Origin of the sequence: Flagellimonas myxillae (assembly GCF_023502235.1) — a bacterium.
GTDB lineage: Bacteria > Bacteroidota > Bacteroidia > Flavobacteriales > Flavobacteriaceae > Flagellimonas > Flagellimonas myxillae.
Map to the genome: position 1 here is coordinate 18,614 of NZ_JAMFLY010000002.1, position 25,010 is coordinate 43,623.

A 25,010-nucleotide genomic window follows, 5' to 3' on the forward strand; every position below is an offset into this window, starting at 1 on the left:
AAGTTAAGGCCTTACTTGCTTTCCGGTGAAATAAGATATTAAAAGAAAAATCAGTGCCATGGCAGCTCCCATCTGTTGTCCATCACTTATCATGTAATGTGCAAAAAAGGCTAGGGTAAAGTTGAAGAAAAATCCAGCATAAGCCCATTCTTTCAACCACTTCGAGAAGTTGCCCCAGATAGCCAAAAGACCCAACAGCTTGGCAATGGCTAATGGATAAATTACGTAAGTAGGATATCCCATGGCCTCAAAAAATCCGGCAATGGTTTCATGATTGAAAAAATAATTGTAAACCGAAAAAAGCATGAACGCTGTCAACAAAGCAGTTGACAACCAAAAGGCAATCTTTTTAAATTTCATAGGAGGATTTTTAGGATTGAAGTCTTCCTAAAAATAAAAAAAGTAATTGGAAAATGGATTTTTATGCGAACCTTCGCTCAATCAACGCTATAAACCGGGCCTCGTAATCTTCCTTGCCCTCCCAGTTGTTGTACTCCGGCTTTACCATATTGTTGATGAACGAAATAGATCTTTCTTCGGTATTAATGGTATTAAGTTGGGAAAGCACACGTTTGTAATCTTCCATATTGTCATTGAACAAATGCTTTACAAAAGCTAGTTTGTCGTTCAGTCCAATTTGTAATTCTTTCACGAAGGAATCGTTCAGTGATTTTTTACCATTTCCTTCTTGGTCCTTTGCAGTCAGGATTTCCTTCTCCTCCTTCATCAGCTCAGGCTTGGCAACAAACTCTGTAAACACGTGTTCCACCGCTGTATCCGAGGGCATTTCTGAAACCATGCCCTTAATGGTCTCCATCCCTCTGGTTATAATGTCCTCCTCATGTGGATTGCTTTCCGGTACTGCAATATTCCCGCTGAGCACCATGTTAGCCATTTTCTCGAAGCGGGTGGCAATTACATTTTTAGAGGCGTCAACCTCAATATCGCTTAGCTTTTCATCTATAAAGCGCAATACCGCCAACTTCTCGTAAATTTCCTTGGCTTTATCATACAACTCGGTAAGCTCCTTATCCTCTCTTGAGGTGATGATGTCCGTGGACAACTTTATCAAATCTTCCCTTAATTTCCTTATCATCGCTACAAATCTTTACTATAAATTTAATCTGATTTTATTTATGTCCTTACGAACAAAAGGTTAAAATTTTTCCTCAGCACTTGGGCATATTTTAATAAGTACTTTTGTGTTTCCTTGAATAAAACGAAAAAACTTCCCAATTTCGTTTAAAAGTACGGTATGTTTCTCGAAAATACGGTCAACCCTAAAGAACAATTTGGATGGATAGAAGTCATCTGCGGTTCCATGTTTTCTGGAAAGACCGAAGAACTCATCCGTCGCTTACGCCGTGCCCAATTTGCAAAGCAAAAGGTAGAAATCTTCAAGCCAATTGTGGACACCCGATATGATGAAGACATGGTGGTCTCTCACGACGCCAATGAAATCCGCTCTACCCCTGTGCCCGCTGCCGCGAACATCCGCTTATTGGCCGATGGTTGCGATGTTGTGGGAATTGACGAGGCCCAATTTTTTGATGATGAAATCGTGACCGTATGCAACGATTTGGCCAACCGGGGAATCCGTGTGGTGGTGGCCGGCCTGGACATGGACTTTAAAGGCAATCCATTTGGACCCATGCCCGCGCTAATGGCAACGGCAGAATACGTGACCAAGGTACACGCCGTATGCACCCGAACCGGAAATTTGGCCAACTATAGCTTTAGAAAAACCAATGATGAAAATCTGGTTTTGTTGGGGGAGACCGGGGAATATGAGCCTTTGAGCAGAGCGGCTTTTTACAAGGCCATGCTCAAAGAAAAAGTGAGCCAAATGGACGTGGAAGCCGAGGAGGTGAATCCCAAAAAGAAGACCGCCAATGGGTAAAGTTGGTGAAACCACCTTGGAAATAGACCTGGGCGCACTAGAGCATAATTTCAGGTTTTTAAAATCCAAAATAGCTGCCGAAACCAAATTTTTGGGTGTTGTAAAGGCATTTGCCTACGGAAGTGACATAGTCACTATTGCCAAAAAACTGGAAAGTTTGGGCGCAGATTATTTAGCAGTGGCCTATGTAAATGAAGGGGTGCTGTTAAGGGATGCCGGGATTTCGATTCCCATTTTGGTATTTCATCCACAGCCCATAAATTTTGATCGCTTGATCAAGCACCACCTGGAACCAAGTATATATTCCCCAAGAATCCTAAAGGATTTTTTAAAGTTTGCTGAAAGTGCAGGAATCCGGGAATATCCCATTCATATCAAATTTAATACGGGGTTGAATCGATTGGGGTTTTGGGAGAACGATGTGGATTTTATAGTGGAGCAGCTTAAGAAGCTAAACGAAATAAAAGTGGTCTCGGTTTTTTCACATTTGGCGGCCTCGGAGGACCCTAAAGAAAAGGAGTTTAGCCAAAGGCAGATTCAAACGTTCCAAAAAATTTGCGAGAACCTTAACGGCAAATTGGGATATACTCCATTTAGACATATGCTCAACACTTCGGGAATCGTAAACTATCCGGAAGCTCAGTTTGAGATGGTTCGAAGTGGTATTGGTTTGTACGGATATGGCAATGAAGAAAAAGTGGATCAAAACCTGAAACCTGTTGCTAGTCTAAAAACCGTTATTTCCCAAATTCATCGTATTGAACCCAACGAAAGCGTAGGGTACAATCGGGCATTTAAATCCGAAGGATTTATAACAACAGCTACCCTACCCTTAGGCCATGCGGATGGGATTGGACGACACTACGGAAATGGAAAATCACATGTGCTGATCAAAGGTGAAAAAGCGCCCATTATTGGTAATGTGTGTATGGACATGATCATGGTTGACATTTCAGGGATTGATTGCAAGGAAGGAGATGAGGTGTTGGTTTTTGGCCCTAACCGTTCTGCGGAAGCATTCGCTTCTTCTGCCCAAACCATTTCCTATGAAATATTGACAGCCATTTCGCCTAGGGTTAAACGGGTCATTATCAACCCCTAAATCTTGCGTTCTAAATTGGCAGAAACCCTCTTTTTTGGTTACATTGTAACTTAATTAACCTCTTAAACTATAAAATTATGTTGAAAGAATTTAAGGATTTTGCCATGAAAGGAAACCTGGTGGATATTGCCGTAGGTTTCGTTATGGGTGCCGCCTTTAACAAAGTAGTGGCCTCTTTTACAGGCGGAATTGTATCACCATTGATCGGTTTGCTGTTCAATGCAGACTTTAAGGATGTAAAATGGATAATCCAAGAAGGTACAGCTAATGATGCAGGTGAAGTTGTTGGAGAAGTTGCAATTCTTATTGGAGAGTTTGCTACCAATGTAATCGACTTTATCATTGTGGCTTTTGTGATGTTTATGATTGTAAAGGGCGTCAACAAGATGAAGAAGAAAGAAGAACCGGCTCCGGAGGCACCAAAAGGCCCAACCACGGAAGAACTGCTCATCGAAATCCGGGATGCGCTGAAGAAATAAAAAATCGTTGTCTGGAATTTCCGGACGACCGCTACACCACTGTTGTAATCATTAAGCCGTCAAGTTGAATCGCAAACAGCTTGACGGTTGTTTTATTTACAACATTTTGTTATTTTTTAATTGGTCTTTGCCAAAATGCTTGTTTAGAACGGATTCTGTCCTAAATTTGTTCCTTAAAATTTTATCAAAAATGAAAGTAGCAGTTGTGGGAGCCACCGGAATGGTCGGCGAAGTAATGTTGAAAGTATTGGCCGAGCGCAATTTCCCTATTTCGGAATTATTGTTGGTAGCCTCTGAGCGTTCTGTAGGCAAAAAATTGAGCTATAAGGGCGAGGAGTATACCGTGATCGGTTTGGATGATGCTGTGGCCGCCCAACCTGATATCGCCATCTTCTCGGCTGGAGGTGGAACTTCCCTGGAATGGGCTCCAAAATTTGCTCAAGTAGGTACCACGGTCATCGACAATTCCTCGGCTTGGCGTATGGATCCTGACAAAAAATTGGTGGTTCCGGAAATCAATGCCAACGAGCTTACCGCAGAGGACAAAATCATAGCCAATCCCAACTGCTCTACCATTCAAATGGTGATGGCTTTGAACCCATTGCACAAAAAATATAAAATGAAACGGGTGGTCGTGTCCACCTATCAATCTGTTTCAGGAACTGGTGTTAAAGCTGTTCAGCAATTGGAAAACGAAATCAATGGAGTGGAAGGCGAGATGGCCTACCCATATCCCATCAGTAGAAACGCCCTTCCACATTGCGATGTTTTCTTGGAAAACGGATATACCAAAGAAGAGATGAAGTTGGCCCGGGAACCTCAAAAAATAATGGACGATAGAACCTTTTCCGTTACCGCTACTGCCGTGCGTATTCCAACTGCAGGGGGACATTCGGAATCGGTAAACGTGGAGTTTCATGAGGATTTTGACCTATCCGAAGTAAGAAAACTACTCAGCGAAACCCCAGGCATTGTGGTCCAAGATAACCCAGAAACCAATTCCTATCCCATGCCCATCTACGCGCACGACAAAGACGATGTGTTTGTGGGCAGGATCAGACGGGATGAAACGCAGCGCAACACCCTAAATATGTGGATTGTCTCCGACAACCTTAGAAAAGGGGCTGCGACCAATGCGGTTCAAATTGCGGAATATTTGGTACAAAACAATTTGGTGGCCAATACCTCTGAGGCTGTTTCCTAAAACTTGGGTTTAGGCCCTTTATGGCATTCTTTTAAGGGAAGTACGGATTTGCGTATTTTTATCGTCATCAATCTGATAAAAAATGAAAAAAATCTGTCTATTAACTGTTGTAATCGCAATGGCAGCATGTCAAAACACACCCCAAAGAGAACCTATCGCCGTGACCTATCCGAACACCAAAAAAGTGGATACTGTGGACACCTATTTTGGAACACAGATCCAAGATCCCTATCGTTGGCTTGAAGATGACCGAAGCCAGGAAACAGAGGCCTGGGTAAAGAAGCAGAATGCCGTAACCTTCGGTTATTTGGATAAGATACCGTTCCGGGAAGACCTTAAAAACCGTCTCGAAAAGTTGTGGAACTATGAAAAAGTGGGCTCCCCATTTAAGGAGGGCAGCTATACCTATTTTTACAAAAACAATGGGCTTCAAGACCAAAGTGTAGTCTACAGAAAAAAGGAGGGCGAAGAAGAAGAAGTGTTTTTGGATCCCAATAGGTTCTCCGAGGATGGGACTACCTCCCTAACCTCGCTTAGTTTTACGAAAGATGGTTCCAAAGCGGCTTACCTAATTTCTGAAGCGGGCAGCGACTGGAGAAAGGGTATCGTTATTGATCCTGAACACAAGGAAATCGTAGAAGACACCTTGGTGGATATTAAATTCAGCGGAATTTCCTGGAAAGGGAACGAAGGATTTTTCTATTCCAGTTATGACAAACCCAAAGGCAGCGAACTTTCTGCAAAAACAGATCAGCACAAATTATATTACCACCAACTGGGCACCCCCCAGTCGGAGGACAAGGTTGTTTTCGGTGGAACAGCTGAAGAAAAACACCGGTACGTATATGGCTATGTTTCGGAAGATGGGAAGTACCTGATCATAACCGCCTCCACCTCGACCTCGGGGAACAAGCTTTATATAAAAGACCTTTCATCATTGGAGAATCCTTTGGTGACTATTTTGGATGACACAGAATCCGATACCTACGTGATAGATAATGAAGGGTCCAAACTGTTCTTGGTCACCAATAGGAATGCGCCCAACAAAAAAGTGGTGGTCGTGGATGCCGCGAACCCTACACCTGAGCATTGGACCGACCTAATCCCTGAAACCAAAAATGTGTTGACTGCTGGCACTGGAGGAGGATATTTCTTCGCCGAATACATGGTGGATGCCATTTCCAAGGTGCTTCAGTACGATTATGAGGGCAAGCTGATCAGGGAGGTTAAACTCCCTGGCGTGGGAAGTGCCAATGGTTTTGGCGGAAAAAAAGAAGAAAAGGAATTTTATTTTTCCTTCACCAATTACAACACTCCCAGTTCTTCTTTTCGCTACAATGTTGAAACCGGGGAATATACCCAGTATTGGGAGCCTGAAATTGATTTTGATCCCAATGATTACGAATCCACCCAAGTTTTTTATACGTCCAAAGATGGCACAAAAGTGCCCATGATCATTACCTATAAGAAAGGTCTGGAGCTCAATGGCAAAAATCCTACGATATTATACGGCTATGGTGGATTCAATGTGAGCCTTACCCCCTACTTTAGTATTGGCAACGCCATTTGGATGGAACAAGGAGGGGTATATGCCGTACCCAACCTTAGAGGTGGTGGTGAATATGGGAAAGAATGGCATATTGCCGGAACGAAACAACAAAAACAAAATGTGTTCGACGATTTTATTGCCGCAGCAGAATATCTCATTACCGAGCAATATACTTCCAAGGAATACCTTGCCATTCGAGGCGGCTCCAATGGTGGGCTTTTGGTAGGTGCTACCATGACCCAACGACCCGACCTGATGCAAGTGGCACTTCCAGCAGTTGGCGTTTTGGATATGCTCCGCTACCATACATTTACCGCCGGTGCTGGATGGGCCTATGATTATGGTACTTCCGAAGAAAGTGAGGCAATGTTCAGCTACCTTAAAAACTATTCACCCTTACACAATATTAAGGAAGGAACAGCATACCCGGCCACTTTGGTAACCACGGCCGATCATGATGACCGCGTGGTTCCCGCACATAGTTTTAAGTTTGCAGCAGAGCTTCAGGAAAAACAAAATGGGGATAATCCAACCTTGATCAGAATTGAAGAGAATGCTGGCCATGGCGCTGGCACACCTGTTAGTAAAACCATAGAGCAATATGCAGATATCTTTGGATTTACCCTTTTCAATATGGGATATGACGAGCTCCCCAACCAGGCCGTGCTAAAAGAATTTAAAGATTAGAATACCGTAACAAGGCATAAATCCGTTTCTATAGAGACGGATTTTTACTTTTATCCCCATGCTCAACGTCCAAATAGATACTTTCAGCTATCAAAACCAAGCCATTTTGGAGGGTATCTCGTTCCAGGTGGAAAAGGGGGAACATTTGGCCTTGATGGGTGAGAGCGGGTCCGGAAAAAGCACGCTTCTAAAAATTGTCTACGGAATCCTTCATGTGGAACAAGGTTCCGTTTTTTGGGGAAAGCAGGAGGCATTGGGTCCCAATTTCAATTTAGTGCCGGGTGAACCTTATATGAAGTACCTCTCCCAGGATTTTGACCTAATGCCCTACACCACAGTAGAAGAAAATGTGGGGCAGTATCTGTCCGTTTTTGAACAGGAAACCCATGCCCAGCGCATTCTTGAACTGTTGATGTTGATAGAATTGGAGGATTATGCAAACGTAAAAGTGAAAAATCTAAGCGGCGGACAGCAACAGCGCGTTGCCCTTGCCCGTGTTTTGGCCCAAGAACCCGAACTGTTGTTATTGGATGAACCCTTTGGGCACATTGACAACTTTAAACGCAACTCCCTGCGCCGAAACCTATTTTCTTATTTAAGGGAAAAGGGCATCACGGTTATTACTGCCAGTCATGATCCCAATGATGTGCTTCCCTTTGCGGACAACACCTTAATTCTGGAAAACGGGCGAATGCTTTCCCATCAGCGTACAAAAAAGATGTTCCGAAATCCGCCCAACTATTATACCGCCTCCCTTTTTGGTGAAGTCAATGAAGTCCCTATTAGATTATTGAAGTCCTATGCCGAAATAAACAGATCGGTCCTCGTTTATCCACATGAATTTCAAATGTCCAAGAAGTCTGGATTGGAGGTAACGGTCAAAAATTCCTTTTTTAAGGGAAGCCATTACCTTATTGAAAGTGAGGAGGTACAGGAAGGGAACATGCTGTACTTTAATGCCCCAAAAAAACTCAAACCAGGGGACACAGTTTTCCTTAATGTATCTTTGGAAACCATCAATAACAGATTACAGGTTGAACAAGGAGCAGATAAGAAGGGAACTTCAATTTAAGGCCATACGCAGTAGCGGAGCCGGAGGCCAACATGTAAACAAGGTGTCCTCCAAAGTTGAGCTTGTCTTTTCTATTAAGGATTCCGTTGCGCTTACCGAACATGAAAAAGAACGGTTGTTGACCAAATTAGGGTCGAGGTTGACCAAGGAGGGAATGTTGGTTTTGCAATGCGGCGAGAGCAGGAGTCAACACAAAAACAAGGCCTTGGTTGTAGAACGATTCTTTGCCCTACTGAAGAACGGACTTCACGTTCCTAAAAAAAGAAGACCGACCAAACCGTCAAAATCATCCGTGGAAAAAAGATTGAAATCCAAAAAATTGGATTCGCGTAAAAAAACAGATCGGCAGAAGCCCAAATGGGATTAAGCTGAAAGCTTTTCATTTACTAAACATGTACAGGGACTGTCAAATTTCACAGCACTTGAAGAATGTCATGTTCCTTTCCCTTGAACAGAAAAGTATCTCCTTGGGATTTGCCCAACAGTAGTTTTGCTATGGGGGTACCGGCTGAGATACAGTATACGGGGCCAAAACCATCGGTTTTGCCAACTCCCGCAGAAATGGCTATAAAATAACTGGCCGAAGAGGTCTGTACCAAGTTTCCCAAACCGACCTTCGACGTTGGAGCATCCAAATTTACCTGCTGCAGAACCTTTTGCATCTTATCAAGCTCCATTTGCTGTTGTCCCAATTTTTCTTGTTCCAACTGGACCATTGCCCTTCCGGTCTCATGTTTGTCACCAGCACTGCTTTTGGATTCAGAATCCAACGACTCTTGCAAGAGTGCTCTTCTTTTACTGAGCGTTTCCTTTTTTTGTTGGATGAAACCCCAACAAAATTTGAGCAATAGTTCCTTTGGTTCCATAGGTTATAACTTAGGCAAAAGTCAATCGAAAAACAGTCTTTTGGTTGGGAACGGAAAGCACCTTCAAACTACCTCCGTGCAGTTGCATCACCCTTTTTGAAAGACTTAATCCTATTCCGGTGCCCTCGGATTTCGTGGTGAAAAAAGGAACAAATATCTCGTCGATCAAATCCGGGGGTATACCCGGGCCATTATCCACAACTTCAATGAATTTGGTTTTTTCTTCCTGCCCAGCAATCAATAAAACCTTGCCATCAGTATTGCCCTTGACGGACTGAAGGGCGTTTTTGCACAAATTGATCAAAACTTGGGAGATTTGTTTTTCATCGATAAACAATTCCAGTTCGCTTGGCTCGCAAATTATTTTGAAACTCCCTGGACTGTCTTCCGTTCTGCTTGCCATCAACACATTGATTTTCTCCAAGAGGTCCATGGCTCTTACGATGGCCCTATTGGGCTCTGGCACGTTCAACAGACTTCTATAGGACTGGACAAATTCCATAAGATTGCCACCCTGTTCTTTAATGACTTCCAAACCTTTCAGCGTATTTTTAATCTGGGTTTGGTCCAAATCTTCCAAGGCTACCATCTGCCCTCCTTTCCTATAGTACTTACTAATGGAATCGGAGATTGAAGCGATAGGGGTTATGGTATTCATGATCTCGTGCGTGAGCACTCTTATCAAACGCACCCAGGACTCCGTTTCCTTTTCATCCAATTCCTGCCTAATATCTTGCACCACAACCAGCAATAAGGACTGACCATCCAAGTTGAGCGGAGTGGATTTAAGGGCCAACTGGTATTGCTCACGCTCATTGCTCAACTGAAACAAACGCCTTTCAAAAGGTTTAAAGGCCTTTATGACCTCATAGAGGTTTTCATCAATCTGTGCCAGTTGTTTAATATGATTCAACGGTTTGTAGTTTAGTAAGTTTTCCAAGGTAGGATTGGAAAAAAGGATATGTCCTTTTTCATTAAAGGTCATGATCCCTATGCTGGCCTGTTTCAAAATTTCTTGATAGTACTGTTCCCTAATCTGCAATTGCAGATGGACTTCCTGAATTAGACCGTTGACCCTATTCAAGCTTTGGTTGAGTTCCTTAAAAGACTTTATGTTGACCCGTTCCGGGAATCTAAGTGTAAAATCCTCGTTGCGAATGGCGTCAAAAAAATAGGCAATCTTACGATTTGTCCGATTTACAAACCGAATCAAGGCATAGACCTGTGACACTAAAAGAACCAGGGATATTCCAAAGGTAAAATACCATTCCTGTACCACGGACCATGCCATCAACAGGGCAGTCAATGCAATCAGCAGCACGTTGAAGATCAATTGAATGTAAAAGTTACGACTGGCCATTATTTGTTCTTTTTCTTGATTTTGTTGTACAACGTCTGCCGGGAAACTCCCAATTGTTCTGCTGCTGCGCTATAATTACCGTCATGCTGCTCCAAGGCCTTTGCGATCATTTGTTGCTCCATCTCATCCAAAGTTGCCGGGCTATTCTCAAAGGATTGGGAAGTTTTGGAGTGGAGCAAAAAGTCTGTGGGTTTCAGGACGTTTCCTTCGGACAGAATTACGGCCCGTTCCATGGTGTGCTGCAATTCCCTCACATTTCCGGGCCAAGGATAATCCATCAATTTCTCTTGCGCCAAATTGTTCATTCGGAGTCCTGGCTTATCATATTTTGATGCAAATTTTTTGAGAAAGAAATCCGCTAGTACCAAAATATCGCCTTCGCGTTCCCGAAGGGGTGGAACCTCTATGTTAATGGTATTTATACGATAGAGCAAATCTTCCCGAAACAGACCTTCTTCCACCATTTGCTCCAGATTACAATTGGTTGCGCTAATCAACCGAATATCCACGGCAATGGTTCGGTTACTTCCCAATCGAACCACAGACTTATTCTGGATGGCAGACAATAGCTTAGCCTGCATTTGGAGGGAAAGGTTTCCCATTTCATCAAGAAAAAGAGTGCCCTTATGGGCAGCTTCAAATTTACCGGCCCGATCCTCCTTGGCATCGGTGAAGGAGCCTTTGGTATGGCCAAAGAGTTCGCTTTCGAACAAATTTTCTGCAATGGAACCCATATCCACTCCAATAAAAAGTTCATTTTTTCTGACTGAAAGTCTATGCAACTCTCTAGCTATTAGTTCTTTTCCGGTACCATTTTCCCCTGTAATCAGCACATTTACATCGGTCTTGGCCACTTTGCGAACCAAATTCAAAACTTCGTTCAAGGCCTTCGAATTGCCAATTATAAAATTCTTGTCCTCGTTGATAACCTGCTTAAGCTTGTTCTCTTTTTGTTTAAGTTGATGGATTTCCAATTTGGACTTTCGCAATTCGTAGGCAGACTTTACCGTAGTCAACAAGCGTTCATTGTTCCAAGGTTTCAATACAAAGTCGGAGGCTCCTTGCTTTAATGCTTTAACAGCAAGATCAACCGCGCCATAGGCGGTCATCATGATCACGGAAGTGTCTGGGGATTTCTTTTTTATTTCATTGAGCCAGTACAGCCCTTCATTTCCGGTGTTTACCCCAGCGGAAAAATTCATGTCCAAAAGAACAATGTCTAGCTGTTCCATATTGGGATAGGACGAAATTTGATTGGGATTAAAAAGCGTCTCCACACTCTTATATTCAAACTGTAAGAGTATCTCCAGTGCGCTCAATACACTTTTGTTATCGTCAATCACTAAGATTTTGGCATCTACCATGAGTTGGATTTATGGCTTTGGTACTAAACTACAATTTGACAACGGGAAATTCCAATGAGTGTAAAATATTTGGACAAATTTTGTACAAAAATTTTACACCTTTATATAAATCAATAATTAAAAAATTGTCTATACCGTTGATTTTCAAATCATTGCTGTTTTGGCACAAGAATAGCAACCATTTTGGCACAGTATATTAAAAATGACCATAAAATTCCATATTATCCTTCTTTTTCTTCTGGTTTCAGCAACCGGTCTTAGCCAAAATGTTTGGTCTTTGGACGAATGTGTTTCCTATGCCATAGAGCATAACCTTCAAGTACGGAACACATCCTATACAGAAAGTTCCAGTCGCGAGAGCTATCGTCAATCCGTTAGGGACCTTTTGCCAAACGTCAATGGTTTTGCCGACTATAGAATCCAATTTGGTAGATCGGAAGATCCAAACACCAACGACTTTGTAAATACAGAGTTTTTTAGAAACAATTATGCCCTCAATGCCAACTTGGATGTGTTCCGTGGTTTTCAAAAATTGAATGCCATCAAAGCCAGCAAGTTTATTTACAAGGCAGCCCAGGAAGATGTCCAACAACAAAAATTTCTTTTGGCATTCAGGGTCATGCGGGCCTATTACGACATAAAGTTCTTCGAAGGGTTGGTGGCCAATTCGTTGGAACAACAGGAGATTTCCCAATCGAACTACGATTTGGTCAACAAACAAGTGGATCTCGGCCTAATGGCCGGGGCCGACCTGTACGAAGCAGAATCCAATTTGTTGGGCGATAAGTTGTTGGTAACTCAAAATCAAAACTTGTTGGCCAATGCCAAACTCGTTTTAATTCAGGAAATGAACTATGCCGAAACAGAAGAAATAGTGTTGGAGCCTACCATTGACCCCCTGATTGAAAACGCTTTGACCGAGGAGGTTTTGGTGGATTCCCTATATACCTCTGCCAGAGGTTTTGTTCCCCTGGTAAAATCACAGGAATTTAGAATGCAGGCGGCCAAAAAGCAATTGCAATCCACCCGTGGGTTTCTGTTTCCCTCCCTTTCCTTGTTGGCGGGATACGGAACCAGTTATTTTGAAACCAATGTGGACAACGATGGTAACCTTATTCCTTTTAGAACGCAGATCAAGGACAACACTTCAAAATTTGTCGGGGCTGAACTTAGTATTCCGATAAGTAATGGTTGGTCCAACCGATCTCGGGTAAAGCAACAGAAGATTGCCTACCTACAAGCCAAGAACAATTTGAAAATACAAGAGCAGGAGCTGTTTCAGCTCATTCAACAATTGGTTCAAACGCACAATGCCCTATTGGCGGAGTTTGAACAAAGCAATAAACGGGTACAGGCACAAGAATTGGCCTTTGCCATTGCACAAAAACGCTATGAAAAAGGATTGATCAATGCGCTAGACCTTTTTCAGGCGAAGAATTTATTCGGTGTGGCGCAAAATGAAAACCTACAGGTAGGCCTTCGGTTAAAAGTGAACAAAAGCACGATTGACTTTTACAACGGCCTTCCCATATTTAACATCAATTAAAAAGGAACATGGATATACAACTTGAAAAAAAGAAAGGACTTCGACCAAAACACTATGGCTACATTGGCATAGGTCTCTTGCTCTTATTTGTTTTGTGGAAGTTGGTTTTCTCCAATTCCGTTTCCACATATCGAACAGAAAAGGAACGGCTCACCATAGCCCAAGTGAACGAAGGCAAATTTGACGATTATATTACCATTAATGGCAACGTAGCTCCCATCGCTACCATATATATGGATGCCTACGAAGGCGGGAGGGTTTCCGAAAAGCTGATTGAGGAAGGAACGATGGTGAAAAAGGGGGACATTATCCTAAAACTGGAGAACACCAACCTTTACGAGCAGATTCTTTCCAGCGAAAGCAATATGGCGTTAAAGGAAAATAACCTGCGCCAGACACGCCTTGATTTCGATTCACGCCAGTATGATGGCCGCAGAGCTTTAGCTACGGCGTCCAATGAGCTGCAGCGGCTAAAACGGAACTACGAACAGAACGAAGCGCTCTATCAAGATGAACTCATTTCCAGGGAGGTATATCTTACCTCCAAAGAAAATTATGAGCTTTCTCAAAAACAATACGAAATCGTGAAGATCCAAACGGAAAATGATGATAAAATGCGAACGACTTCCTTAACCGGCTTGGACGCAGATCTTACTCGAATGAAAAAAACCCTTTCCATGGTATACGAGCGATTGGATCACCTTAATGTGAGGGCGCCTGCAGATGGCCAACTCGGATTCTTGGATGCCGAAATTGGACAGAACATTTCCCAAGGGCAGCGTATAGGGCAAGTGAATGTACTCACAGACTTTAAAATTGAAGCCGAAATAGACGAACATTATATCGACCGGGTAAAACGCGAATTGTCCGCCTCCTTGGAACGAAACGGAAAGGAATTCGGGTTGCGGTTACGAAAGGTTTATCCGGAAGTACGCAATGGCCGGTTCAATGTAGATCTTGTTTTCACCGGGGAAAAACCGGAAACCATCCGAGCGGGGCAGAGTTATAATATCCGATTACAGTTAGGGGCCTCCAGCGATGCCCTGTTACTCCCAAAAGGAGGCTTTTTCCAAAGTACCGGTGGACAATGGGTGTTTGTGGTAAACAACAATGGCGATGAAGCCTTGAAGCGCGATATAAGAATAGGAAAACAAAATTCAAGATATTTTGAGGTGTTGGATGGGCTTCAACCGGGGGACCAGGTTATTACGAGCAACTATGACAGTTTTGGAACCGCGGAAAGAATAGTCCTAAAATAGATTCCTTCCGCTAAGGTGAGGAGCAAAAAAGAAAACAATAAAGTGTCACATCATATACAGCACAGATGTCTTTAAACAAATGGAAAAACAGATAACAATCAAAAAATGATACAGATAGAGAACCTTAAAAAAAGTTTTAGAACCGAAGAAGTGGAAACCTTGGCTCTTAATGGCGTGAATCTCAACGTAGCTGAGGGGGAATTTGTTGCCATCATGGGGCCTTCCGGATGTGGAAAATCAACCCTGCTAAATATCATTGGCATGTTGGATAATCCCTCCGAGGGCAACTATCAATTTGCCGGCCATCAAGTGGGAGGGTTACGGGAAAGTCAACGCACCCAGTTGCGCAAAGGCAACTTAGGTTTTGTCTTCCAGAGTTTTAATCTGATCGACGAGCTAACCGTTTATGAAAATGTGGAGCTTCCCCTTATCTATTTAAAAATGAGTAAGGCTGAGCGCAGACAAAAAGTAAAAGCGGTACTGGAGCGCATGAAAATTGCACATAGGGAAAAGCATTTTCCGCAGCAATTGTCCGGAGGGCAGCAACAAAGGGTGGCCATAGCCCGTGCCGTGGTCACAAATCCCAAATTGATCTTGGCGGATGAGCCAACAGGTAATCTTGATTCCAAAAACGGGATTGAGGTTATGAGCCTACTTACTGAACTGAACCAAGAGGGAACCACCATTGTGATGGTAACCCACTCGGACCGCGATTCGCACTACGCCCACAGGATCATCAACCTGTTCGACGGGCAAATTGTCACCCAAAGTCAAAATAAACCTATGGGTGCCATGGCATAGCGAAAGGAGTTTATTCATCAATCTATGCTGAACTTGATTCAGTATCAAAACTTGCCCCGAGCGTAAGCCCAGGGAAAATCAAAAAACGAGAACTATGTTTAAGAACCATTTAAAAATTGCTTGGAGAAATCTTGTAAAACGCAAGGTGTTTACAGCCATCAATGTCCTTGGTCTGGCCATAGGATTTGGCAGTAGTGTTTTAATTTATCTGTTCTTAAACCATCATCTTTCTTTCGATAATTTTCATGCCAGCCCGGAGCGCATTTATCGATTTGTAACTGAGGAACACCGGGATTATGTCGAATTTGAGGCGACAGTTCCTCCGGCTTTTGCGAACGAGTTTAGGGAAAACTATGGGTATGCGGAAAAAGTTGCCAAAATAGCCCACTGGGAAAACATCCAGTTGAACGTTGGACTATCAGATAATGAGGTCCAAGTAAAGGAAGACCTTCTATTTGCAGAAGCGGATTTCTTCGAAATTTTCAACTATCCCTTGCAAGAGCAATTGGGTGCCAGGACATTGGCTGAGCCCAATACGGCCTATTTGACCCAAGAGATGGCCAATAAGTTGTTTGGCGATGCAAACGCACTTGGGGAAACCATGCTTTTTGATAATCAGGAAACCTTGGAGGTCATCGGTATTTTGGAGAATCTTCCCAAGGCCACCATGATCAAGGAAGGTATTTTTGTCTCTTTTGAGACCTTAAAGAAGTTGGATGATTTTGCAGGTTTGGAGGTCTGGTCCGGAATGACCAGTAGCCTGGAGTGTTTTGCCCTTCTACATCCTAATCAAGATGTAAGTGCCATTGAAACTGCACTCTTGGAACTTCCCAAAAAGCATAGGCCAAATAGTAAAAATAGGCATGAATACAAATTGCAACCCTTGTCCGACATCCATTTTAATCCCAACTATGGGGGACTGGACCCAACCCTTTTATGGGCCTTTGGCATTATCGGCTTGTTCCTTATTTCCATTGCCTGCATCAATTTCATCAACATCTCCACGGCCCAGGCATTTTATCGTTCCAAGGAAATCGGGATTCGAAAAGTGCTGGGAAGTTTCAAAAATCATCTGTTCTGGCAATTTCTTTCCGAAACTTTTGTGATCAGCATTTTTGCCCTGGCCATAGGCGTGGTTTTCGCATCAATTTCGCTGCCTGCCTTCAATGACCTTTTTAAAACCGAGCTGTCCTTGGACAGCCTTTTGTCCCTTCGGTTTTTTGCATTTGTGGGCCTGCTTTTAATGCTGATTTCCTTTCTGTCTGGAAGTTACCCTGGAATATTGATGTCGCGCATCGTCCCGGTTCTGGCCTTAAAGGGAAAACTCAATCATAACGATACCGGTGGTTCATCGACTCGGAAGGTTTTGGTTGTGGCCCAATTTGCCATATCCATCATCCTTATTGCAGCCACCTTGATTATCTCTAGACAAATAGACTATGCCATCAACACGGATCTTGGTTTCGACAAAGAGTCCATCGTAATGGTAAACATTCCCAAGGAATTGGACAAGGTGCAATTGGAATCGCTTACCCAAAGGATGGGGCGAATCCCTGGGGTACAGAATGTAAGCGCCTGTTTGAGCAGTCCGGGAGGTTCCGAAAACAGATGGGGCACCGGGGTGAAGTACCACAACAGGCCAGAATACGAAGAATTTGGTATCCAAGTTAAATTGGCGGACCTCAATTACATAAACACCTTTGACCTTAACTTGGTTGCGGGTCGAAACTATTTTGAAAATGATTCTATTGCCGAGGTACTGGTCAACGAACAGTTTGGGAAAAAAGTAGGGGTAATAGATCCTGAGGAACTGCTCGGCAAGAAATTTGAGGCCAACGGTGGATATATCAAAGCAACGATTGTAGGTGTGGTCCAAGATTTCCACGATGGGGATTTCACCCACGAAATCAGTCCAATATTTTTTGCTCAAAATAGTGATTGGTATGACGAAATTGCCTTAAAAATAAACGTCAAGGAGGTCTCAGCGACCTTAGCACAAATAGAGGACACATGGTTGGATACCTTTAAAGGTTACATCTATGAATACAACTTTTTGGATGATCGTGTGGCCGAACAATATGAGGAAGAACAACGCTATCTCTCCCTTTCCAAAGTTTTCTCTGGCCTTGCCATTTTAATAGGGTGCCTTGGTATTTATGGCCTTATCCTGTTTTATGTAGGTCAGCGAACCAAAGAAATTGGTATTCGCAAGGTTTTGGGCAGCGGTGTTGCCCACATTTTGGCCTTGTTTACCGTAGATTTTTTCAGGCTGATCCTAATTGCAGGTTTGTTGGCAACCCCCATCTCATGGTACTTGATGGAACAATGGCTCCAGGGCTATACCTATAGAACCGAAATACATTGGTGGATTTTTGCCTTGGCCATCCTGTCCATTATGATCATCACCTTGATTACGATAAGTTACCAGACCTTAAAAGCTGCCGTGGCCAATCCGATCAAGAGTTTAAGAACGGAGTAACACCAATAAAAAAATGAGAAGCCATGTTTAAGAACCATTTAAAAATTGCTTGGAGAAGTATCCTTAAGAACAGGGGCATTTCTTCTATTAATATTATTGGTCTCTCATTTGGTATCGCTTCGTGCCTACTCATTGCACTTTTTGTAATCGATGAAATCAGCTATGATAAATTCAATGAAAATGCCGATCGAATTGTTCGGATTGTTTTCAGGGCCGAAATAGGGGATGAAGTCATAAAAGAAGGTGGTGTCATGGCGCCTGTAGCGCAGACATTAATACAGGATTTCCCTGAAGTATTGGATGCCACTCGAATCAGAGATTTGGGAGCCCAAAAAATCAGTGTTGAACATAACACGTACAGGGAAAATAGATTCGCCTTTGTGGATGCCAATTTTTTTGATGTCTTTACCCTACCCATTATTGAAGGTAATTCCAAATCTCCCTTGGAAAAGCCTGATACCGCAGTTATTACCAAGGCGGAAGCCCTAAAGTTCTTCGGGTCTACAAATGCAATCGGTAGAATCTTTTATGTCGAAGGACATGAAGAACCGATAACAGTTACCGGAATCATTGAAGAAGTGCCAAAAAACTCGCATTTCCATTTCGATATTTTTTTGTCCATGAACGGGTTTGAAGAAGCTAAAAGCGACTCATGGTTCAGGGGAGATTTCTTCACATATCTTCTTTTGCAAGAAGGAAGCAACTATAAGGGTTTACAAGCAAAATTGCCACAGGTTATTGAGAAATATATGGGACCCGGGATGCAAGAAGAAATGGGTGTGCCTTTTGAGGAATTTACCAAAGACAATGAACTAGGCTTCGCGCTACAGCCCCTTACGGATATCCATCTGCATTCGGACAACTCCTCCTATAGTGAACTAGAGCAAGGGGGGGATATTAAATATGTTTACATTTTTAGTGTTGTTGCACTCTTTATGTTGTTGATTGCCTGCACCAATTTTGTGAACCTTGCAACTGCTGCAGCTAGCAAAAGAGCAAAGGAAGTTGGCATCCGCAAGGTTATGGGGTCCAACAAAAATCAATTGTTATATCAATTCTTGGCGGAATCTTTCATAGCTACTCTTTTGGCGATGCTGCTAGCTGTTATATTGGTAGTTCTGTTCTTGCCTGTTTACAATGAACTATCTGGTAAGGAATTACAATTTACATACCTATTGCAACCTTCCTTCTTGTCTTCGCTACTCTTGTTGACCTTCATTATTAGTCTTTTAGCCGGAGGATATCCTGCATTTTTTCTTTCATCCTTTAAACCCATTTCCGCATTAAAAACTAAGTTTCTTGGGAGTGGCGACAATAAAAATATCCGCAATGGCCTGGTGGTGTTCCAGTTTGTAATTTCCTCGGGGTTGATCCTATCCACCCTGATTGTAAACCAACAAATGGATTATATCCAGAATAAAAACCTGGGCTATGAAAAAGATCAGATTTTGGTCATAAGGGATTCCTATCTTTTGGGCTCCAACCAAACTGCTTTTAAAAATGAATTGCTTAAAAATCCTAAAGTAGCTAACCTCACCCAATCTGCCTTTGTGCCAGCTGGACCTTCCGATAAAAACCAGGCATTGATTTACCTCAACGGAGAAGTAAACAGAAGAATGCCGGAATATAATATTGATGAAAACTATTTGTCCACCATGGGTATGAAGTTGGTCGCAGGACGTAATTTTTCAAAGGAATTTGGTGCTGATTCAACAAACGTTATCATTAATCAAACATATGCCAAAATATTCGGTTTTGGTAATGATGCTGTTGGAAGGACAATAAATGACGGACATAATAAGCTTACCGTAATTGGTGTTGTCAAGGATTTTCATTTTAACACATTTCATCAATCCATCGAGCCTTTGTTGATCCGATATCGAACCTATGGCGGACTTATTGTGCGATCTAAAACGAGTGATATGGCAGGCTTGATCGCCGATACCCAAAGGCTATGGAATAGTTTCAATTCCAAAGAAACCTTCGGATACACACTTCTCAATGAATCTTATGATCAAACCTATATCACCGAACAGAAAATGGGAACAGTGCTCAACATTTTTGCATTACTTACTGTTTTGGTTGCCTGTCTGGGGCTTTTTGGTCTGGTCACCTTTTCCACCGAACAGAGGTTCAAGGAAATCGGTATACGAAAGGTATTAGGTTCTACAGTTTCGCAGATTGTGGCCATGCTCTCGAAAGATTTTTTAAAACTCATTGGTATTTCATTTCTATTGGCATTCCCCCTAGGATATTATTTCATGGGAAAATGGCTCAATAGCTTTGCGTATAAGACCACTATTAGCTGGCAGGTATTTTTATCTGCTGGAGCATTCACTTTAATTATAGCATTACTAACGGTCAGCTGGCATAGCTATAAAGCTGCCGTGGCCAATCCGATCAAGAGTTTAAGAACGGAATAACCCATCAAAAAACGAATAGTCATGTTCAAAAATCATATCAAAATTGCCTGGAGAAGTTTGAAAAAGCAACCCTTTTTCACCTTTCTAAACTTGTTCGGACTCGCCATTGGAATTGCAGGTGCTCTCCTAATTGCCCTTTACATTCAAGATGAACTGAGCTACGATGCCACATTTGCCGATGCCGATCGCATTCATCGCATAAATGCAGATATCAAATTTGGTGGCGAAGATCGCAAGTTTGCCGTGGCCCCTGCACCTTTGGCAGAGGCGCTGGACAACGACTTTGCCGAAGTAGAACTGACCACAAGATTTCGGACAAGGGGAAGCTTACTGATCAAGCGCACGGGGACGGAAGTGAATGTGAAGGAACAACAAGCCACATTTGTAGATTCCACCTTTCTTAAAATGTTTGGGCTAAAACTATTGGCGGGTGATCCCAATACCGCCTTAAAATTGCCCAATACCTTGTTATTGACCAAAACCGCTGCCGAAAAGCACTTTAAAATTAAGGAAGCCGTGGGGCAGACCTTGGAACTGAACAACACCCAAACCTTTACCGTGGTCGGTGTGGTTGAGGACATGCCAAAAAACTCTTTCCTAAGGGATCATTCCGTGTTTATGGCCATGTCGGGCTACGAGGATTCCCGGGTGGTAAACTGGGGAAGCAACAATTATCAGACCTTTTTTAAACTGATTCCTTCAGCCAAGGCTTCTGATTTGGAGGCACCCCTTCGTGGATTTTTGGGCAAATATGTTATCCCTGGGGTCCAACAATTTATGCCGGGAATTACGGAAGAACAGTTCTTGGCCGCTGGCAATCATCTGTTCTATCATTCCATTCCCTTGACAGATATTCATTTGAATTCGGACCGGGTTGCAGAAATAAGTCCTAACAACGATATCCAGAGTATTTATATCCTATCCTTTATAGCCATTTTCCTTTTGGTTTTGGCCTGTGTGAATTTTATGAATCTATCCACCGCACAATCTCTAAAAAGAGCTAAAGAGGTGGGTGTTCGAAAAACTTTGGGGTCCAACAAGCTAGATCTAGTCCGTCAATTTTTGGTCGAATCTGGACTGGTTTCATTTGGAGCATTGCTATTGGCCATTTTGCTGGCCATTTTTGCCTTGCCCTTTTTCAATGATTTGGCAGACAAGGCCATTGCGTTCCCATACGATAGCCCTGTTTTTTGGTTGGGGCTTGTGGCTGCTGGTGTTTTGCTTGGTATTTTCTCAGGAAGTTACCCGGCATTCTTTATGTCCAAATTTGTTCCTGTAAAAGTGCTAAAAGGATCCAACAGTAACAGCTTGGGCGGAAGTAAAGTGCGCAATGGGCTGGTAATTTTCCAGTTTGCGATATCCGTCTTCCTGATTATTGGAACCCTTGTGGTATATCAGCAGTTGGAATACATACAAAACAAAGATCTGGGTTTCTCCAAAGAACAGGTGCTCATCGTAAACGATGTGTATACAATAAGTAGTCAAGCAGAGTCCTTCAAGGAAGAGGTGAAAAAGTTGGGGTTTGTAAAGAATGCCACCATAACCGGTTTTTTTCCCACTCCCTCTTCCCGTAGTGATAGCACTTTTGCCCCTGAAGATGGGGTTACCGACCAGGAACGTGCCGTAAGCATGCAAACCTGGTATGTGGACCAAGACTACGTCAACACCATGGGATTTGAATTGATCGCAGGTCGGGATTTTGACAGACGATTTAAAAATGATTCCACCAGTATTATCATAAATGAATCTGCATTGGCCACTATGGATCTTTCCCCTCAAGAAGTTTTAGGGAAGCGTTTCACAAGTGATTGGGGATTGGAAAATCCAAAGTTCTATTCCGTCATTGGAGTGGTTAAGGATTTTCATTTCTCCCCATTCCGTGAGGACATTGAAGCTTTAAGCCTTTTTCTGGGCGACGATAGGGGTTCCATGGCCATAAAGTTGGAAACCACAGATTTTCAGAGGGCATTGGCCAGCGTAAAGGATATCTGGAACAGATTGGCTCCAGGTCAGCCATTTGACTATTATTTTATGGAAGATTCCTTTAATAATACGTATAAGGCAGAGCAGCGTTTGGGTCGCATCTTTTTCATATTTACCACCCTATCTATTTTAATTGCCTGTTTGGGACTCTTCGGTTTGGCCGCCTTCAATGCCGAAAAACGTACCAAGGAAATTGGGGTAAGAAAGGTGTTGGGTGCCAGTGTTGGCCAAATCACCTACAAATTGTCCGCAGACTTTTTGAAGCTTGTCGGGGTTGCCATTTTTATTTCCCTGCCCATTGGTTGGTATGCGATGAACAAGTGGCTCGAGGACTTCTCGTACCGTATTGAGGTAAAATGGTGGGTGCTGCTGCTTGCAGCTGTGGTTGCCGTGGTAATTTCACTGCTCACCGTAAGCTATCAGAGCATCAAGGCAGCTATTGTAAATCCGGTTAAAAGCTTGCGGACGGAATAAATGAAGAGAAAAAATAGCAATCAAAAAACGAGAACATGTTTAAGAACTATCTAAAAACCGCCTGGCGGACCCTCTTAAAAAATAAGGTCTACTTTCTTATCAATACCATTGGCCTATCCATTGCCATTGCGGTTTCCTTGTTGATGTTGTTATGGGTTTTTGATGAATACAACATAAACAAATACCACGAAAAGGACGATCAGCTTTATCTGGTTAAAAGAACCGTTCCATTGGAACATGAAGTTCTGGATGTGTACGAGGGTGTTTCCTATCCCTTATTGGATGAAGCCAAAAAACAATTTGCCGAAATTGAGGATTACATCACTTTGGGAGCCACTTTTGAAGATAACCTTAGAATAGGGGACACGGATTTTAGGGCTCCCGGAGCCTTCACCAACTCCGCATTTTTCAAGAGTTTTACCGTTCCGGTGCTCTTGGGCAATGTTGAAGATCTCGACAATAAACCGGAGGCATTAGCCATCTCTGAAAGTTTGGCCCAAAGATTTTGGGGAGAGGATTGGGCCTCTAAAGCCTTGGGCAGCCCAGTGCATATTTACGACAATGGCGATTTTGCCGTATCCCTGGTCTATGCTGATTTTCCCTCGCAATCCTCCATTCAAAATGATTTCTACTACGGATTCCAAAGGCATTTAAGCCAGAACGACTGGATGTTGGAATGGGGCAACAACGGTATGCAGGGGGCTTTTTTACTTCGCGAGGATGCCAACGTTTCACAACTGTCCCAAAAAGTGGAGGCCCTGTTTCATGAAAACATCACAGGAGAATTTAAAGAGGGTATTTTGTTTCAAAAATTCTCCGATAATTACCTATATAATCAATTTGACGAACGCGCAGAAGTTTCTGGAGGGCGAATAGAATACGTTCGAATTTTTGCGCTAGCGGCCATTTTTCTCTTGGTAATTTCCTGTATCAATTTCATTAACCTTTCCACCGCCTATGCAACCAAACGGGCAAGCGAAATAGGGGTGCGAAAGGCCATTGGTGCCCAAAAGAACACCCTGGTTGGGCAGTTTTTTACCGAAACTTCCTTGATTACTTCCTTGTCATTCTTGGTGGGAATAGGTCTTACTTTATTACTCCTGCCGTTTGTAAACACCCTCACAAATAAAAATCTAGGGTTGGATATATCCCAATCCTCCCTGTGGTTTATGCTGTTGGGCGTTTTTGTGCTTACAACCTTGTTATCCGGAGCCTATCCTTCATTCGTAATCTCGTCCTTCAAACCTGTTACTGCTCTAAAAGGCTTGGGCAAGGAACAAAAAAGTACGGGTACACTTCGCAAAGGTTTGGTGGTACTCCAATTTTCCTTGGCATTGTTACTGATCATTTCTGCATTTGTTATCCAAAAACAGATAGACTATGTAAATCAGAAGGACCTTGGAATAGCCAAAAACCATATCATATCCATTCACCAAGACCAGGTGCTCACCCAAAAGTATGAGGCATTGCGCAACGAGCTATTGGTTTCAGAGGGCATAGAAGGTGTAACCTTGGTGGGGCCCTCGCCGTTATCAACCCCTGCATCCAGTAGTGGTGTAAGTTGGCCAGGGAAAACCCAAGAACAGGAAAACATCGAATTTGCCCTGTTATGGACTGCGCATAACTTTCCGGAAACCTTCGAGATTCCACTAGAACACGGCAACTATTATAGGGAGGGGACCCAAGACACCTTGAATTTGGTAATCAACAAAACTGCGGCTAACATTATGGGCTTGGGTGATGACCCTGTGGGCAAAGCTGTGGACTTTTGGGGTGGCAAACGGGAAATTATTGGGGTGCTAAAGGATTTTCATAACCGTTCCCTGTACGAACCCATCCAGCCCACCGTGTTTTTATTGGAACCCAATAATGCCGGGGCCATGATCGTAAAACTAAATGGAAACCAAACCAAGGCCGCCTTGGCCTCCGTACAGGCCGTTTTTGATAAAGTGTTGCCAAACCATCCGTTGCATTATGACTTTGTAGATCAAGAGTATGCGGCCAATTACAGTGCGGAGCTGCTCACCGGAGCCCTTGCCCGATACTTTGCCATAATCTCTGTTTTGCTATCCTGTCTTGGCCTTTTTGGCTTGGCAACTTTTACCGCCAAGGAACGGACCAAGGAAATTGGGATTCGAAAGGTATTGGGAGCCTCTGTACAAAATATTACCGTATTGGTCTCGAAGGATTTTTTCAAACTGATCGGGATTGCCATCCTTATTGCTTCGCCTTTGGCTTATTATTTTATGGGCAATTGGCTTGGAGATTTTGCGTACAGAATCAACATTCCGGTGCTTGCATTTGTTCTCGCTGGTGCACTCACCTTGTTGGTGTCCCTGATTACGATAAGTTTTCAGGCTATTAAATCAGCAACATCAAATCCCGTGGACAGTCTTAGAACAGAATAAACAAATAAACCCTAGTCTAGTTTATGCTGAGCCTAGACGAAGTAAAGGGGTCAA

At 43.0% G+C, this 25,010-nt stretch carries 19 protein-coding genes; 14 read left to right on the forward strand and 5 right to left on the reverse strand.

Annotation, left to right across the window (positions count from 1 at the left end):
• Positions 1–3: 3 nt before the first annotated feature.
• Both M3P07_RS08535 and M3P07_RS08540 read right to left on the reverse strand, forming a co-directional pair.
• Entirely contained in the window at positions 4–360 is a 357-nt protein-coding gene (locus M3P07_RS08535; RefSeq protein WP_249969485.1) for a DoxX family protein, read from the reverse strand.
• A gap of 61 nt (positions 361–421) precedes the next feature.
• Positions 422–1,096 (reverse strand): hypothetical protein, encoded by a 675-nt coding sequence (locus M3P07_RS08540; RefSeq protein ID WP_249969486.1) that lies wholly within the window; start codon positions 1,094–1,096, stop codon positions 422–424.
• 159 nt (positions 1,097–1,255) lie between these two features.
• Here M3P07_RS08540 and M3P07_RS08545 point away from each other — a divergent pair, with 159 nt between their 5' ends.
• The 7 genes from M3P07_RS08545 to arfB all read left to right on the forward strand — a co-directional run bounded on the left by M3P07_RS08545 (position 1,256) and on the right by arfB (position 8,360).
• On the forward strand, positions 1,256–1,900 hold the full coding sequence (locus M3P07_RS08545; protein ID WP_249969487.1) for a thymidine kinase: 645 nt from the start codon (positions 1,256–1,258) through the stop codon (positions 1,898–1,900).
• Positions 1,893–3,002 carry an alanine racemase gene (gene alr, locus M3P07_RS08550; RefSeq protein WP_249969488.1) on the forward strand — a complete coding sequence of 370 codons (1,110 nt, stop codon included), beginning with the start codon at positions 1,893–1,895 and terminating at the stop codon, positions 3,000–3,002. Before M3P07_RS08545 ends, alr begins: the two co-directional genes overlap by 8 nt.
• A 77-nt stretch (positions 3,003–3,079) precedes the next feature.
• Positions 3,080–3,481 (forward strand): large conductance mechanosensitive channel protein MscL, encoded by a 402-nt coding sequence (mscL, locus tag M3P07_RS08555; protein WP_249969489.1) that lies wholly within the window; start codon positions 3,080–3,082, stop codon positions 3,479–3,481.
• Between the two features lie 190 nt (positions 3,482–3,671).
• Complete coding sequence (locus tag M3P07_RS08560; protein ID WP_249969490.1) at positions 3,672–4,685, forward strand: aspartate-semialdehyde dehydrogenase; 1,014 nt, start codon at positions 3,672–3,674, stop codon at positions 4,683–4,685.
• 82 nt (positions 4,686–4,767) lie between these two features.
• Positions 4,768–6,921 carry a prolyl oligopeptidase family serine peptidase gene (locus tag M3P07_RS08565; protein WP_249969491.1) on the forward strand — a complete coding sequence of 718 codons (2,154 nt, stop codon included), beginning with the start codon at positions 4,768–4,770 and terminating at the stop codon, positions 6,919–6,921.
• 58 nt (positions 6,922–6,979) lie between these two features.
• Complete coding sequence (locus M3P07_RS08570) at positions 6,980–7,993, forward strand: sulfate/molybdate ABC transporter ATP-binding protein (RefSeq protein ID WP_249969492.1); 1,014 nt, start codon at positions 6,980–6,982, stop codon at positions 7,991–7,993.
• On the forward strand, positions 7,956–8,360 hold the full coding sequence (gene arfB / locus M3P07_RS08575; protein ID WP_249969493.1) for an alternative ribosome rescue aminoacyl-tRNA hydrolase ArfB: 405 nt from the start codon (positions 7,956–7,958) through the stop codon (positions 8,358–8,360). The genes M3P07_RS08570 and arfB overlap by 38 nt, the downstream gene beginning before the upstream one ends.
• 46 nt (positions 8,361–8,406) lie before the next feature.
• Here the strand turns inward: arfB and M3P07_RS08580 are convergent, their stop codons facing one another.
• The 3 genes from M3P07_RS08580 to M3P07_RS08590 are packed head-to-tail and all read right to left on the reverse strand — an operon-like array spanning position 8,407 to position 11,583.
• Positions 8,407–8,859 carry a 3-oxoacyl-ACP synthase gene (locus M3P07_RS08580; RefSeq protein ID WP_249969494.1) on the reverse strand — a complete coding sequence of 151 codons (453 nt, stop codon included), beginning with the start codon at positions 8,857–8,859 and terminating at the stop codon, positions 8,407–8,409.
• A gap of 10 nt (positions 8,860–8,869) precedes the next feature.
• Positions 8,870–10,219, reverse strand: a complete 1,350-nt coding sequence (locus tag M3P07_RS08585; RefSeq protein WP_249969495.1) for a sensor histidine kinase — start codon at positions 10,217–10,219, stop codon at positions 8,870–8,872.
• Complete coding sequence (locus M3P07_RS08590) at positions 10,219–11,583, reverse strand: sigma-54-dependent transcriptional regulator (RefSeq protein WP_249969496.1); 1,365 nt, start codon at positions 11,581–11,583, stop codon at positions 10,219–10,221. Before M3P07_RS08590 ends, M3P07_RS08585 begins: the two co-directional genes overlap by 1 nt.
• Positions 11,584–11,785: 202 nt before the next feature.
• Between M3P07_RS08590 and M3P07_RS08595 the strand changes: the two genes are divergently transcribed.
• The 7 genes from M3P07_RS08595 (at position 11,786) to M3P07_RS08625 (ending at position 24,956) form a co-directional block, all read left to right on the forward strand.
• Positions 11,786–13,129, forward strand: a complete 1,344-nt coding sequence (locus M3P07_RS08595) for a TolC family protein (protein WP_249969497.1) — start codon at positions 11,786–11,788, stop codon at positions 13,127–13,129.
• 8 nt (positions 13,130–13,137) lie between these two features.
• The gene (locus M3P07_RS08600; RefSeq protein WP_249969498.1) at positions 13,138–14,388 is read left to right on the forward strand and encodes an efflux RND transporter periplasmic adaptor subunit; all 1,251 of its coding nucleotides are present in this window, start codon (positions 13,138–13,140) and stop codon (positions 14,386–14,388) included.
• A 105-nt stretch (positions 14,389–14,493) separates the two neighbouring features.
• Complete coding sequence (locus M3P07_RS08605) at positions 14,494–15,189, forward strand: ABC transporter ATP-binding protein (RefSeq protein WP_249969499.1); 696 nt, start codon at positions 14,494–14,496, stop codon at positions 15,187–15,189.
• A gap of 94 nt (positions 15,190–15,283) precedes the next feature.
• Positions 15,284–17,668 (forward strand): ABC transporter permease, encoded by a 2,385-nt coding sequence (locus tag M3P07_RS08610; protein ID WP_249969500.1) that lies wholly within the window; start codon positions 15,284–15,286, stop codon positions 17,666–17,668.
• A 23-nt stretch (positions 17,669–17,691) separates the two neighbouring features.
• Positions 17,692–20,091, forward strand: a complete 2,400-nt coding sequence (locus M3P07_RS08615; protein ID WP_249969501.1) for an ABC transporter permease — start codon at positions 17,692–17,694, stop codon at positions 20,089–20,091.
• 21 nt (positions 20,092–20,112) lie between these two features.
• Positions 20,113–22,548, forward strand: a complete 2,436-nt coding sequence (locus M3P07_RS08620) for an ABC transporter permease (protein WP_249969502.1) — start codon at positions 20,113–20,115, stop codon at positions 22,546–22,548.
• A 35-nt stretch (positions 22,549–22,583) separates the two neighbouring features.
• Positions 22,584–24,956, forward strand: coding sequence for an FtsX-like permease family protein (locus tag M3P07_RS08625; protein WP_249969503.1), 2,373 nt, complete (start codon positions 22,584–22,586; stop codon positions 24,954–24,956).
• The last annotated feature ends 54 nt before the right edge of the window (positions 24,957–25,010 follow it).

What these genes read in the sequence shown, in the direction of transcription:
- M3P07_RS08535 (WP_249969485.1), bottom strand. Translation starts at nt 360, where the DNA reads ATGAAATTTAAAAAGATTGCCTTTTGGTTGTCAACTGCTTTGTTGACA.
- M3P07_RS08540 (WP_249969486.1), bottom strand. Translation starts at nt 1,096, where the DNA reads ATGATAAGGAAATTAAGGGAAGATTTGATAAAGTTGTCCACGGACATC.
- M3P07_RS08545 (WP_249969487.1), top strand. Translation starts at nt 1,256, where the DNA reads ATGTTTCTCGAAAATACGGTCAACCCTAAAGAACAATTTGGATGGATA.
- alr (WP_249969488.1), top strand. Translation starts at nt 1,893, where the DNA reads ATGGGTAAAGTTGGTGAAACCACCTTGGAAATAGACCTGGGCGCACTA.
- mscL (WP_249969489.1), top strand. Translation starts at nt 3,080, where the DNA reads ATGTTGAAAGAATTTAAGGATTTTGCCATGAAAGGAAACCTGGTGGAT.
- M3P07_RS08560 (WP_249969490.1), top strand. Translation starts at nt 3,672, where the DNA reads ATGAAAGTAGCAGTTGTGGGAGCCACCGGAATGGTCGGCGAAGTAATG.
- M3P07_RS08565 (WP_249969491.1), top strand. Translation starts at nt 4,768, where the DNA reads ATGAAAAAAATCTGTCTATTAACTGTTGTAATCGCAATGGCAGCATGT.
- M3P07_RS08570 (WP_249969492.1), top strand. Translation starts at nt 6,980, where the DNA reads ATGCTCAACGTCCAAATAGATACTTTCAGCTATCAAAACCAAGCCATT.
- M3P07_RS08580 (WP_249969494.1), bottom strand. Translation starts at nt 8,859, where the DNA reads ATGGAACCAAAGGAACTATTGCTCAAATTTTGTTGGGGTTTCATCCAA.
- M3P07_RS08585 (WP_249969495.1), bottom strand. Translation starts at nt 10,219, where the DNA reads ATGGCCAGTCGTAACTTTTACATTCAATTGATCTTCAACGTGCTGCTG.
- M3P07_RS08590 (WP_249969496.1), bottom strand. Translation starts at nt 11,583, where the DNA reads ATGGTAGATGCCAAAATCTTAGTGATTGACGATAACAAAAGTGTATTG.
- M3P07_RS08595 (WP_249969497.1), top strand. Translation starts at nt 11,786, where the DNA reads ATGACCATAAAATTCCATATTATCCTTCTTTTTCTTCTGGTTTCAGCA.
- M3P07_RS08600 (WP_249969498.1), top strand. Translation starts at nt 13,138, where the DNA reads ATGGATATACAACTTGAAAAAAAGAAAGGACTTCGACCAAAACACTAT.
- M3P07_RS08605 (WP_249969499.1), top strand. Translation starts at nt 14,494, where the DNA reads ATGATACAGATAGAGAACCTTAAAAAAAGTTTTAGAACCGAAGAAGTG.
- M3P07_RS08610 (WP_249969500.1), top strand. Translation starts at nt 15,284, where the DNA reads ATGTTTAAGAACCATTTAAAAATTGCTTGGAGAAATCTTGTAAAACGC.
- M3P07_RS08615 (WP_249969501.1), top strand. Translation starts at nt 17,692, where the DNA reads ATGTTTAAGAACCATTTAAAAATTGCTTGGAGAAGTATCCTTAAGAAC.
- M3P07_RS08620 (WP_249969502.1), top strand. Translation starts at nt 20,113, where the DNA reads ATGTTCAAAAATCATATCAAAATTGCCTGGAGAAGTTTGAAAAAGCAA.
- M3P07_RS08625 (WP_249969503.1), top strand. Translation starts at nt 22,584, where the DNA reads ATGTTTAAGAACTATCTAAAAACCGCCTGGCGGACCCTCTTAAAAAAT.